The sequence below is a fragment of the Streptomyces sp. NPDC048473 genome, from assembly GCF_043200155.1.
In the GTDB taxonomy this organism is placed as follows: domain Bacteria; phylum Actinomycetota; class Actinomycetes; order Streptomycetales; family Streptomycetaceae; genus Streptomyces.
Map to the genome: position 1 here is coordinate 25691 of NZ_JBICXE010000019.1, position 12928 is coordinate 38618.

The 12928-nt window shown below is 68.9% G+C and carries 7 protein-coding genes and 1 pseudogene; 2 read left to right on the forward strand and 6 right to left on the reverse strand.

Going from position 1 to position 12928, the window contains the following annotated elements; all coding sequences use genetic code 11:
• The first annotated feature begins 131 nt into the window (after nucleotides 1-131).
• Nucleotides 132-3977, forward strand: coding sequence for a GH92 family glycosyl hydrolase (locus ACGFU7_RS26960; RefSeq protein WP_393698960.1), 3846 nt, complete (start codon nucleotides 132-134; stop codon nucleotides 3975-3977).
• 245 nt (nucleotides 3978-4222) lie between these two features.
• On the opposite strand, the gene ACGFU7_RS26965 is transcribed toward ACGFU7_RS26960, so the two are convergent.
• The 4 genes and pseudogenes from ACGFU7_RS26965 to ACGFU7_RS26980 form a co-directional block, all read right to left on the reverse strand.
• Entirely contained in the window at nucleotides 4223-4867 is a 645-nt protein-coding gene (locus ACGFU7_RS26965; RefSeq protein ID WP_393698962.1) for a histidine phosphatase family protein, read from the reverse strand.
• 301 nt (nucleotides 4868-5168) lie between these two features.
• Nucleotides 5169-5510 (reverse strand): hypothetical protein, encoded by a 342-nt coding sequence (locus ACGFU7_RS26970; protein WP_393699162.1) that lies wholly within the window; start codon nucleotides 5508-5510, stop codon nucleotides 5169-5171.
• Nucleotides 5511-5682: 172 nt separating this feature from the next.
• Nucleotides 5683-6713 (reverse strand): annotated as a pseudogene (locus ACGFU7_RS26975) (FAD-dependent monooxygenase); the annotation flags it as partial.
• Between the two features lie 71 nt (nucleotides 6714-6784).
• Nucleotides 6785-8359: an MFS transporter gene (locus ACGFU7_RS26980; RefSeq protein WP_393698964.1), complete on the reverse strand. Its 1575-nt coding sequence runs from the start codon at nucleotides 8357-8359 to the stop codon at nucleotides 6785-6787.
• A gap of 144 nt (nucleotides 8360-8503) precedes the next feature.
• Between ACGFU7_RS26980 and ACGFU7_RS26985 the strand changes: the two genes are divergently transcribed.
• Nucleotides 8504-8815, forward strand: coding sequence for an ArsR/SmtB family transcription factor (locus tag ACGFU7_RS26985; protein WP_393698966.1), 312 nt, complete (start codon nucleotides 8504-8506; stop codon nucleotides 8813-8815).
• Between the two features lie 60 nt (nucleotides 8816-8875).
• Here the strand turns inward: ACGFU7_RS26985 and ACGFU7_RS26990 are convergent, their stop codons facing one another.
• Together ACGFU7_RS26990 and acnA are read right to left on the reverse strand one after the other, a co-directional pair.
• Nucleotides 8876-9784 carry an aminoglycoside phosphotransferase family protein gene (locus ACGFU7_RS26990; protein WP_393698968.1) on the reverse strand — a complete coding sequence of 303 codons (909 nt, stop codon included), beginning with the start codon at nucleotides 9782-9784 and terminating at the stop codon, nucleotides 8876-8878.
• A gap of 228 nt (nucleotides 9785-10012) precedes the next feature.
• Complete coding sequence (gene acnA, locus ACGFU7_RS26995; protein WP_393698970.1) at nucleotides 10013-12733, reverse strand: aconitate hydratase AcnA; 2721 nt, start codon at nucleotides 12731-12733, stop codon at nucleotides 10013-10015.
• Between the last annotated feature and the right edge of the window lie 195 nt (nucleotides 12734-12928).

Below are 12928 nucleotides of genomic sequence, written 5' to 3' on the forward strand. Positions count from 1 at the left end.
TTACGGTCGATTCGACTGGCGATTCACACCCAACACCCTTGACACATCCTGGCACTTGGCTCCCTACTGGACCTTGCGTATCTCTATGACAACGTTGTCCAAGCGCACTTTCTCGGGAGGAATGGCTCGGCATGCAGCCCCGACATGGTTCTCGCAAGAGACAAAGCCGTACGGCCGCGCTGATCGCGGCTTCACTGGTTCTGGTCGTGACAGCCCCCACCGTGGCCGCCGCTCAGTCGGCCGGGACAGGCGAAAAGGGCCAAAGCCCCTTGGGGGAACGGACATTCAGTTCGTCCTTCGAAACGGACGAAAAGCAGCCGGACTGGCGTAACACCGTCGAAGAAGGTCCTGACGGAAAGAAGCGGTCATCGGGTGTCGATGGTGGCTTCTCCGCAGGAATACCGGGCAATGTCACCGACAAGGTGACAGATGTCCGCGCCAGTGACGAGAACACCGGCGGCGGGGAGGTGAAGGAGAACCTGATCGACGGGGAGTCCGGCACCAAGTGGCTGTCCTTCGAGCCCACCGCCTGGGTCGAGTTCGATCTCACCGAACCGGTGAAGGTCGTGACATACGCGCTGACGTCGGCCAATGATCACGACGAGCGCGACCCGAAGGACTGGACCCTGCAGGGCTCCGCCGACGGCAAGGACTGGAAGGACCTCGACTCCCGGACCGGTCAGACGTTCACCGAGCGGTTCCAGACGAAGTCGTACGATTTCACATCTGACACGGCATACCAGCACTACCGCCTGCAGATCACGAAGAACAACGGCGCCTCCGACGCGACCCAGCTCGCCGACGTCCAGTTCTCCGACGGCAACACCTCGGTCCCGGCGCCCGACTCGATGCGCAGCCAGACCGACCGCGGCCCGTCCGGCTCCCCCACCGCCAAGGCGGGCGCGGGCTTCACCGGCAAGAAGGCCCTGCGGTACGCCGGTACGCACAAGGCGGACGGCCGGGCCTACTCGTACAACAAGATCTTCGATGTGAACACGGCGGTCACCCGTGACACCTCACTCTCCTATCTGATCTACCCCCAGATGGGCGAAACGGACCTCTCCTACCCGGCGACGCATGTCTCGGTGGACCTGGCGTTCACGGACGGCACGTATCTGAGCGATCTGCGGGCCACCGACAGCAACGGCGGTCTGCTGACCCCGCAGGGCCAGGCCGATGCCAAGCGGCTGTACGTCAACCAGTGGAACAAGGTCGACTCGACGATCGGCACGGTCGCGGCGGGCAAGACCGTCGACCGGATCCTGGTCGCGTACGACTCCCCCAAGGGCCCGGCGAAGTTCCAGGGCTGGATCGACGACATCAAGATCGCCCCGAAGGCACCCGAGAAGCGCCGCTCGCACCTGTCCGACTATGCCTCGACGGTCCGTGGCACCAATTCCAGCGGTGGTTTCTCGCGCGGCAACAACTTCCCCGCCACCGCGGTCCCGAACGGCTTCAACTTCTGGACGCCGGTCACCAACGCCGGATCGACCAGTTGGCTGTACGACTACGCGCGCGGCAACAACGACGACAACCTGCCCACCCTCCAGGCCTTCAGCGCCAGCCATGAGCCGAGTCCCTGGATGGGCGACCGGCAGACCTTCCAGCTGATGCCGTCGGCGGTCTCCGGCACCCCGGACGCCTCCCGTACGGCGCGTGCGCTGCCGTTCCACCACGAGAACGAGACGGCGAAGCCGCACTACTACGGTGTGACATTTGACAACGGCCTCAAGGCCGAGATGACGCCGACCGACCACGCGGCGCGGATGCGGTTCACGTACCCCGGTGACGACGCGTCCATCGTCTTCGACAACGTCTCCAACGACGGCGGGCTCACGCTCGACCCGAAGACCGGATCCTTCACCGGCTTCTCCGATGTGAAGAGCGGCGGATCGACCGGCGCCACCCGGCTCTTCGTCTACGGCGTCTTCGACGCGCCGGTCACCGCGAGCGGCAAGCTGTCCGGCGGCGGTGGCGACGATGTCACGGGCTACCTCCGCTTCGACGCGGGCAAGGACCGCACCGTCAACCTGCGCCTGGCGACCTCACTGATCAGCATCGACCAGGCGAAGCAGAACCTCGCCGCCGAGATCCCCGGCTCCCGCTCCTTCGGCCGGGTCGAGGACCGGGCGCAGCAGGCCTGGGACGACATCCTGGGCAAGGTGGAGGTCGAGGGCGCCACGGCCGACCAGCTGACCACCCTGTACTCCAGCCTGTACCGGCTGTACCTGTACCCGAACTCGGGCTTCGAGAAGGTCGCCGGCAAGGACAAGTACGCCAGCCCCTTCTCCCCGCAGGTCGGCTCCGACACCCCGACCCACACGGGCGCGAAGATCGTCGACGGCAAGGTGTACGTCAACAACGGTTTCTGGGACACCTACCGGACGACGTGGCCCGCGTACTCCCTCCTCACGCCGGACAAGGCCGGCGAGATGGTGGACGGCTTCGTCCAGCAGTACAAGGACGGCGGCTGGATCTCCCGCTGGTCGTCCCCCGGCTACTCCGATCTGATGACCGGAACCTCATCGGATGTCGCGTTCGCGGACGCCTATGTCAAGGGCGTGAAGTTCGACGCCGAGGCGGCGTACGACGCGGCCCTGAAGAACGCCACCGTGGTCCCGCCGTCCTCGGGCGTCGGCCGCAAGGGCATGGAGACGTCCCCGTTCGTCGGCTACGCGAACACCTCCACGCACGAGGGCCTGTCCTGGTCCCTGGAGGGCTACCTCAACGATTACGGCATCGCGCAGATGGGCCGGGCGCTCTACAAGAAGACGAAGAAGGAGCGGTACAAGGAGGAGTCCGATTACTTCCTGAACCGCGCCCGCAACTACGTCGACCTCTTCGACAGCAAGGCCGGTTTCTTCCAGGGCAAGGACGCCAAGGGCGACTGGCGGCTCCCGTCGGACCAGTACGACCCGCGGGTCTGGGGCTACGACTACACGGAGACGAACGGCTGGGGCTATGCCTTCACGGCCCCGCAGGACAGCCGGGGCCTGGCGAACCTGTACGGCGGGCGCGCCGGCCTGGCGAAGAAGCTCGACACGTACTTCGCCACGCCGGAGACGGCCGGCCCCGAGTTCGTCGGTTCGTACGGCGGTGTCATCCACGAGATGACGGAGGCGCGTGACGTACGGATGGGGCAGTACGGCCACAGCAACCAGGTCGCGCACCATGTCACCTATATGTACGACGCGGCCTCGCAGCCCTGGAAGACGCAGGAGAAGGTCCGCGAGGTCCTGGGCCGCCTCTACACGGGCAGCGAGATCGGCCAGGGTTACCACGGCGACGAGGACAACGGCGAGCAGTCGGCCTGGTACCTCTTCTCCTCGCTCGGCTTCTACCCGCTTGTCATGGGCAGTGGCGAGTACGCGATCGGCTCCCCGCTCTTCAAGAAGACCACGGTCCATCTGGAGAACGGCCACGACCTGGTCGTCAGGGCGCCGAAGAACAGCTCGAAGAACATCTATGTGCAGGGCCTGAAGGTCAACGGCAAGAAGTGGACCTCGACTTCACTGCCGCACGACCTGCTGGCCAAGGGCGGTGTGCTGGACTTCGACATGGGCGCCAAGCCCTCGTCGTGGGGCACCGGCAAGGACGCGGCGCCGACCTCGATCACCACGGACGACAAGGTGGCATCGCCGAAGGCGGACGTGCTGAAGGGCGAGGGCGCCCTGTTCGACAACACGTCGGCCACCTCGGCGACGGTCACCTCGGTGGACCTGCCGGTGTCATCGGCCACGGATGCGGCCCAGTACACGCTGACATCGAGCGCGGCGGACAAGGCCCCGACGGGGTGGGTCCTCCAGGGCTCGTCGGACGGCACGACGTGGAAGGACCTCGACAAGCGGTCGGCCCAGTCGTTCGCCTGGGACAAGCAGACGAGGGTGTTCTCGGTGAGCACGCCGGGCTCGTACGCGCACTACCGACTGGTGTTCGCCGGTGAAGGGACGCTCGCGGAGCTGGAGTTGCTCTCCTGATCCATATCCGGCGTCAGCCGCGTCACCTTGGGACGGCCGGTACCTCTGCACGAGGTGCCGGCCGTCCGTGACGCGTGACGCGTGACCGGTAACGGGTGACGGGTGACGGGTGACGGGTGACGGGTGACGGGTGACGGGTGACGGGTGACGGGTGACGGGTGACGGGTGACGGGTGACCGGTAACGGGTGACCGGTGACCGGTAACGGGTGACGGGTGACGGATCACCGGCACGACCGCGCAGGTCTCAGTCCCGCTCCGGGGCATCCGGAACAGCCCGGGGGAACAGGCTCTCGGGCAATGTCACATTCCACGCCGTCATGACCGTCTGACCGTGCTCGGTGCCGAGCCGGGAGACGGCCCCCGTGGCGAGCTGGAACAGCGCGCCCTCGGCCGGGGTCAGGCCGAGATAGCGGGCGGTCAGTACGCGCAGGAAATGGGAATGGGCGACGAGCGCGATGTCCTCGTCCGCGTCCCGGTTCGCCGCCTCCGCGACTTCGGCCAGCACCCGGTCGGCGCGGGCACCGACCTCGCCAGGGGTTTCGCCGGGGTGCGCCTCGGGCCCGGGGGCGACTCCGTCGGTCCAGAGGTTCCACTCGGGGCGGGTGCGATGGATCTCGTCGGTGGTCACCCCTTCGTAGCCGCCGTAGTCCCATTCGCGCAGCTCGGGTGTGATGCGGGGTGCGGCGAGTCCGGCGAGCTCCGCGGTGCGCCGGGCGCGTACCGAAGGACTGACCAGGGTGAGTCCGATCTGCCGGTCGGCGAGCAGGGGCGCCAGCGCGCGGGCCTGACGTTCACCCAAGGGGGTCAGGGGCAGGTCGGTGTGGCTCGTGTGCTGCCCGGACCGCGACCACTCGGTCTCGCCGTGCCGGATCAGGATCAACTCGCCCATGGATGCGTTCCACTCCCTCTGTCGTTCCCGCTCACCGTAGGTGACCACGATCGTATTACGCGCGGCTCGGCGCGGGCGGCTCGCCCGCCGGTGTCCCCGCTCGACGGGGAAGGACCTCCTCGAATTCGCCCTCACCCCGGGGCCGGACAGCGAACCGGGCGTGACCCCGCGGGGCCACGGCATGGTGCTTGCGGTGCCGCGGCATGGTGCTGCGGCGGCCGGCATCGTTATCGCCCCGGCTGCCGGCGGGCGATCGGCGCAGGGGCGGGCACGGATTCCCGTAGCGCCCCTGCGCCGTGCGTCAGCGCGGTTCGCCGAACCACTGCCGCAGCGCTCCGTCGAGCGATCCGCCGTCGGACGCCCAGGCGATGTACCCGTCGGGACGCAGGAGCGCGGCGTCCCAGGGCAACGGCCGTGGCGGGGCGGCCGTGACCGTACGGACCACATGAGCCCAGCCCGCGGCCTGTTCGGCGTACGGTGCGGCCCTGCCGGGCGTCAGCAGGAGCAGCGGGCGGCCGGCGGTGAGAAGTCCGGTGACATCGGTCGTCGTGCCGTCGGCCGCTGTCAGCGGCCGACGGCAGGAACTGCCCCTCCCAGTCCGATCCGTGCCCGGTGCGCGGCGGGCAGACGGTGTCCTGGGCACTGATCATCGAGCCGAGGTGCTGGTTGACCTGCTCCAGGCCGAGCAGTTCGGTGAACAGGTCGCGCAGCGGGTCGAGTCCGGGGTCGGGCCGCATCAGGGCGAGCTGGGCACGGGTGTTGTCGATGACCCGCTGTCCGGCCGGGCGCCGTTCGGCGTCGTAGGTGTCGAGCAGGTCCTTGCCCGCGGTACCGGCCAGCACATGAGCCAGCTTCCAGGCGAGGTTGACGGCATCCTGGAGGCCGAGGTTGAGGCCCTGGCCGCCGACGGGGAAGTGCACATGCGCGGCGTCACCGGCCAGGAGGACACGGCCCTCGCGGTAGTCGCGGACCAGCCGGGCGTAGTCGCTGAACCGGGAGAAGAACAGCTGGTCGGCCATCGGTACGTCGTGGCCGAGGATGCGGGAGCCCTCGTGGCACAGCTCGTCGAGGGTGAGTCCGGTGTGCCGGTCGGGGTGCGGTCCGCGGAAGTCGATGGTGATGAACCGGCTGTGTCCGTACGGGTTGACGCCCGCGACGGTCCAGCCGTTCGGCGTGCGGTTCCAGCCCGGCGGGACGGCGGCCGGTTCGGTGAGGCGTACGAGACCGAGCAGCGCGGAGACGGTCGCGGGGTGCGTCGTGGCGCGGAAGCCGACCCGTTCGCGTACGGTACTGCGCGCACCGTCGGCCCCGACGAGATAGCGGCGGTGAACTCCCTTACCCCGTCCGGCCCTTCGGCGGTGACCTCGACGGTGCCGGGGCCCCGGCGGACGTCGGTGACGCGGTGGCCGCGCACAACGGTGGCGCCGTGTTCGCGGGCGCGGGCCTCGAAGTCCCGCTCCAGATCGGCCTGGGAGCGGCCGACGATGGGGCCGGCCTCGGTGCCGGGCGCGGAGATGGTCAGCCCGGACATACCGGCGAAGTGGAAGGAGCCCGCGACGGGCCGGGCCGACTGATCGGGGTGCGCGGTGCGGGTGCCCAAGTAGCCGCGGCGGGCCAGCTGTTGGACGGTGCGGGCGTGCAGTGTGCCGGCCTTGGGCTGGTCGACTGTGACGGGGTTGGTCTCCAGGACGGTCACCGGTACGCCGTAGCGGCCGAGTTCGGCGGCGAGGAGCATGCCGACCGGCCCTCCACCGGCGATCAGGACCGGGATGTCGTGGTCGGCGCGGTCCTCGGGGCGATGCTGGTCGGTCATGGGGAACGGTCCTCGGGTGCGGTTGCGAGACATACGTACGGGCGAGCAGAGCCCGGCACCCGCGCGGGTTCGCGGGTGCCGGGCCGTTGAGGGGGCGCGGCCGGTCACGCGGCGTGCTGCTCCTGGCGGCTGCTGCCGCGCAGCAGGGCGAAGACGGCGGCGCACAGGACGAGGCACGCCACCGCGAGGCCCCGGAGCACGGTGTGGAAGGCGGAGTCGTACGCCTGGGTCAGGAAGTCGAGGAATCCCTGCCGGTCCATGGCGCCGGACAGCTCGGCGGCTCGGACGAGATCGCCGCCCGCCGCCTGGCCTGCCACCTGGTCGGCGTGACCGGCCCCCGCGTGGGCGCCGATGCCGTCGGTGATGTCCGAGCCGAGGACGGTGGCGAGCGCCGAGCCGTACACCGCGACGGCGATGGCCTCGCTGCCGAGCCGCAGAGTGTTGAGGAAGCCCGCGGCCATGCCGGCCTTGGCCGGGTCGACCTGTTCGAGTGCCTGGCCGTCGACGAGCCCGGCGGCCAGACCCATGCCGGTACCGGTGACGATCATCGGCAGGGCGACGACGGCGACGGCGACGTCCGGTGAGAAGAGGGTGAGGGCAACATCGCCGACGACCAGGCAGGCGAGGCTGACGTAGATCAGGGTGAGGGCGGAGACGCCGCGGTTGACGAGCTTGGCGGCGAGCATCGGGCAGACCAGCACGGGTGCGGTGAGCAGCACCATGATCAGGCCCGCGGCCCCGGTGTCGCGGCCGGTGACTGCCGTGAGGTAGCTGGGCAGGTAGGTCAGCATGGTGACGAAGCCGATGGATCCGGCGACGGGGACCAGGCAGAGGCCTACGAAGCGGCGGTTGCGCAGCACGCCGAGGTCGAGCATGGGGTGCTCGCGCCGGTTCTCGACGTATGTGAAGACGGCAAGGACGACGAGCGCGCCGGCGAACAGGGCGACGACTCCGACATTGCCCCAGCCCCACTGGGAGCCCTGCACGATCGCGGTGGTCAGCAGCACCATGGCGACGACGAAGAGGGCGCTGCCCGCGAAGTCGATACGGGCTCCGGTGGAGCCGGTGGCGGGCATCGCCCTGGAGATGGCGGGAACGGCGATCAGTACGACCACGAGGGCGACGGCGTGCACGGCGAACACCCAGCGCCAGCCGAGGGTCTGGACGAGCGCGCCGGACAGCGACGGGCCGAGGGCCACGCCGATGCCCGCGACGGTGCCGAAGTAGGCGAACGCCTTGGCCCGGGCGGGCCCTTCGAAGATGGTGGAGACGATCGCGGCGCCGCAGGAGAAGATGGCCGCGCCACCGATTCCGGCGAGGGCGCGGGCGGCGTCCAGCCACAGCACGTCGGCGGCGAACGCGCTGGCCAGGGAGGCGGCGGCGTAGATCGCGGCGCCCGCGGCGAAGGCCTTGACCCGGCCGATGATGTCGGCGACCGATCCCCAGACCAGCGTGAAGCAGGCGAAGGCCACGTTGAAGGCGTTGACCACCCACTGGAGCGGCGCGAGTTCGGCGTGTGTGGAGGCGCCGATATCGGGGAGCGCGACGGCGGTGCCCGATATCGACATGGGTACGACGAACACGGCGAGGAGCACAGCGATCAGAGTCAGGGTGCGGCCGGGCTTCTCCTGCGCCACGGGCGCGGGTGGTGCGGCGGACGACGCGGTCTGCGTACTCATAGGACAAACTCCAGGCTCGGCCCGGCCGTCATCGATCAGGTACGGTTTTCGTCGTACCTTAAGTTGGCACACCCCTTAGGTAGGAAGCAAGCCGTACCTAGGATGGGGACAGCCCACGGACGAGTTCAGGAGAGGAGAGCAGCGATGCCAGACGAGGAAGGCCATCCGGCACCGGAGGAAATGGACCTGCGCGCGGTCCTGAGCGCGATCTCCGATCCTCTGCGGTGGGGGATCGTCGTGGCCCTGCTCCACGAGCCGGAGGGCACGGCCCGCACCTGCGCGTCCTTCAACCTGCCGGTCTCCAAATCGACGACCACGCACCATTTCAAGACCCTGCGCGAAGCGGGACTGGTACGGCAGGTGAACCGCGGCAACAGCCGTGCGGCGACCCTGCGCAAGGACGAGCTGGACAGGCGTTTCCCGGGGCTGCTTGACCTGATCCGCGCCCACTCCTGAGCCCTGACAAGCAAGGCCGGCACCAATTCGGTCCGGTGTCGGTGCCGGTCCGGTGTCAGGTCAGTGCCACGCGGTGTGCTGCTCATCGTCGGTGAGGACCTCGCGGATGACGTGCCGTGCGATGGCCGCCATGGCCGGGTTCGTGTCCCGGTAGTAGCTCAGTTCGCCGAGCGCGGTCGACAGCGCCCAGCCACGGCCTCGCGCCCAGGCCGCGTCATCGGCGTTCAGTGCGGTACGGAAGATTCCGCGCGCATCGGCCGGCAGCAGGTACCACGCCGCGATCAGGTCGACGGCGGGATCACCCAGGCCCAGGCATCCGAAGTCGATGACGGCGCTGAGCCGCCCGTCCGCGATCAGCACGTTCCCCGGTTGCAGATCTGCGTGGATCCAGACGGCCGGGCCGTTCCGCTCGGGGGCCCGCAGGGCCGCTTCCCATGCTGCGACTGCCACGCCGGCGTCGACAATGTCGTGCACTGCCTCGATCGCGGCGCGCGTTGCGGCATCTCGCGCCCCCAAGGGCTCGCTGCGGTAGGAGGCAGGCCCGTCGGTGGGATCGATCCGGTGCAACGCGGCGACGAACTCCGCCAGATCCGCTGCGAGCAGGCCGGGTTCGGCGATACGCCCGACGGCCGGATTCCCGCCCCCCAGCCACCGGTAGACCGACCAGTGCCAGGGGTAGCCGGCGGCGGGCATTCCCTTGCCCAGCGGTACAGGAATCGCGGCGGGAAGCAACGGGGCGAGCCGCGGCAGCCACTGGTGCTCCTTCTCCACATCACCGGCGGCCCCCGCGGTACGAGGCAGCCGCACGACCATCTCCTCGCCGAGCCGGTACATGGCGTTGGAGGTGCCCGCGGAGTCGACCTGCTCGACGGTCAGACCGGCCCACTGCGGGGACTGCTCGGCGATCAGCCGGTGCACAAGGGATACGTCGATGTCCGGCTCGTCGGCATGCATCTTGCCCGCGCGCATGAGCACCCTTCAGGAACGCAGCACCGGCCGACGATTGCCGGCCGACGGCCATACGAACGCTTCCGGACACCGACCGTCAACCCATTTCCGCGGTGCCACCCACGCGGCCCGACTGCCGGCCGGCTCGTGCCGGTGCCCGCCCCGACGCAGGCTTTCGCGGGCCGCCGCATGCAGAAGGGCCGCACCCCGTCGCCGGGATGCGGCCCTTCCTGCTGGTGCTGCCGGACCTTACTTGCGGATCAGGCTGCGGAGCACGTACTGCAGGATGCCGCCGTTGCGGTAGTAGTCCGCCTCACCGGGGGTGTCGATGCGGACGACGCCGTCGAACTCCACACCGGTGTCGGTGGTGACCTTGACCGTGCGCGGGGTGGTGCCGTTGTTCAGCTCGGTCACGCCGGTGAAGGAGAGGGTCTCCTCGCCGGTCAGGCCGAGGGACTCGGCGCTCGCGCCCTCCGGGAACTGGAGCGGGAGGACGCCCATGCCGATGAGGTTCGAGCGGTGGATGCGCTCGTAGGACTCGGCGATGACGGCCTTGACGCCGAGGAGCGCGGTGCCCTTGGCGGCCCAGTCGCGGGACGAGCCGGAGCCGTACTCCTTGCCCGCCAGGATGACGAGCGGAGTGCCGGCGGCCTGGTAGTTCTGCGAGGCGTCGTAGATGAACGACACCGGGGCACCTTCATCGGACCGGGTGAAGTCGCGGGTGTAGCCGCCCTCGGTGCCCGGCGCGATCTGGTTGCGCAGGCGGATGTTGGCGAAGGTGCCGCGGATCATGACCTCGTGGTTACCACGGCGCGAGCCGTAGGAGTTGAAGTCACGGCGCTCGATGCCGTGCTCCGTGAGGTACTTGCCGGCCGGGGTGTCGGCCTTGATCGCACCGGCCGGGGAGATGTGGTCGGTGGTGACCGAGTCGCCCAGCTTGGCGAGCACGCGGGCGCCGGTGATGTCGGCGACCGGGGTCGTCTCCATCGTCATGCCCTCGAAGTACGGGGGCTTCCGTACGTAGGTGGACTGCGGGTCCCACTCGAAGGTGTTGCCGGTCGGGATCGGCAGCGCCTGCCACTGGGCGTCGCCCGCGAAGACGTCCTGGTAGGACTTGTTGAACATGTCCTCGCCGATGGAGTTGGCGACGACGTCGTTCACCTCGGCCTCGGACGGCCAGATGTCGGCGAGGTGGACGGGCTTGCCGTCCTGGTCGATGCCCAGGGCGTCCTTGGTGATGTCCACCTTCATCGAACCGGCGATGGCGTACGCGACGACCAGCGGCGGGGACGCCAGGTAGTTCATCTTGACGTCGGGGTTGATCCGGCCCTCGAAGTTACGGTTGCCGGAGAGCACCGAGGTGACGGCCAGGTCGTGCTCGTTGACCGCCTTGGAGACCTCTTCCGGCAGCGGGCCGGAGTTGCCGATGCAGGTGGTGCAGCCGTAGCCGACGAGGTTGAAGCCGACCTTGTCGAGGTACGGGGTCAGGCCCGCCTTGTCGAAGTAGTCGGTGACGACCTTCGAGCCCGGGGCGAGGGTGGTCTTGACCCACGGCTTGCGGGTCAGGCCCTTCTCGACCGCCTTCTTCGCCACGAGCGCCGCGGCGACCATGACGTACGGGTTCGAGGTGTTGGTGCAGGAGGTGATCGCGGCGACGGTGACGGCGCCGTGATCGATCTCGTACGTCGTTCCGTCGGGGGCCGTGACCGTGGTCGGACGCGACGGCACGCCGTTGGAGGAGGCCGGCGAGTCGGAGGCCGGGAAGGACTCCTTGCCGGACTCCTCGTCCTCGGAGACGTAGTTGCGGACGTCCTGCGCGAACTGCTGCGAGGCGTTGGCGAGGACGATGCGGTCCTGCGGGCGCTTCGGGCCGGCGATGGAGGGGACGACCGTGGAGAGGTCGAGCTCCAGCTTCTCGGAGAAGTCCGGCTCGGCGGCCGGGTCCAGCCAGAGGCCCTGCTCCTTGGCGTACGCCTCGACGAGCGCGACCTGCTGCTCGTCACGGCCGGTCAGGCGCAGGTACTTCAGCGTCTCGTCGTCGATCGGGAAGATCGCGGCGGTGGAGCCGAACTCCGGCGACATGTTGCCGATGGTGGCGCGGTTCGCGAGGGAGGTGGCGGCGACGCCCTCACCGTAGAACTCGACGAACTTGCCGACGACACCGTGCTTGCGGAGCATCTCGGTGATGGTCAGCACGAGGTCGGTGGCGGTGGTGCCGGCCGGGAGCTCGCCGGTCAGCTTGAAGCCGACGACGCGCGGGATGAGCATGGAGACCGGCTGGCCGAGCATCGCGGCCTCGGCCTCGATGCCGCCGACGCCCCAGCCCAGCACACCGAGGCCGTTGACCATGGTGGTGTGCGAGTCGGTGCCGACGAGGGTGTCGGGGTACGCCTGGCCGTTACGGACCATGACGGTGCGGGCCAGGTGCTCGATGTTGACCTGGTGCACGATGCCGGTGCCCGGGGGGACGACCTTGAACTCGTCGAAGGCGGTCTGGCCCCAGCGCAGGAACTGGTAGCGCTCCTTGTTGCGGCCGTACTCCAGCTCGACGTTCTGCGCGAACGCGTCCTTGGTGCCGAACTTGTCGGCGATGACGGAGTGGTCGATGACCAGCTCGGCCGGGGCGAGGGGGTTGATCTTGGCCGCGTCGCCGCCCAGCTCCTTGACGGCCTCACGCATGGTGGCGAGGTCCACGACACACGGCACACCGGTGAAGTCCTGCATGATCACGCGGGCCGGCGTGAACTGGATCTCCTGGCTGGGCTGCGCCTGGGAGTCCCAGCCGCCGAGCGCCCGGATGTGGTCGGCGGTGATGTTCGCGCCGTCCTCGGTGCGGAGCAGGTTCTCCAGCAGCACCTTCAGGCTGTAAGGGAGGCGCGCGGAGCCCTCGACCTTGTCCAGCTTGAAGATCTCGTACGACTCGTCGCCCACGCGCAGCGTGCTGCGGGCGTCGAAGCTGTTCGCCGACACGACAGTCTCCTTCATCAATGTGCGCGTACTCCGCGCCGCGCCTCATTACGGCGGGCGCCGCGTGGTGCCGCCTACGGCCCCTCGACCATCCGCTAAGGTAAGGGTTAGTTAGGTAACCCTTACCGACTGGCGGACTACGGTGCGCCCTCGGCATATATCTCGATGTCGAGATAACTCTAGTACATCACCGCCGCA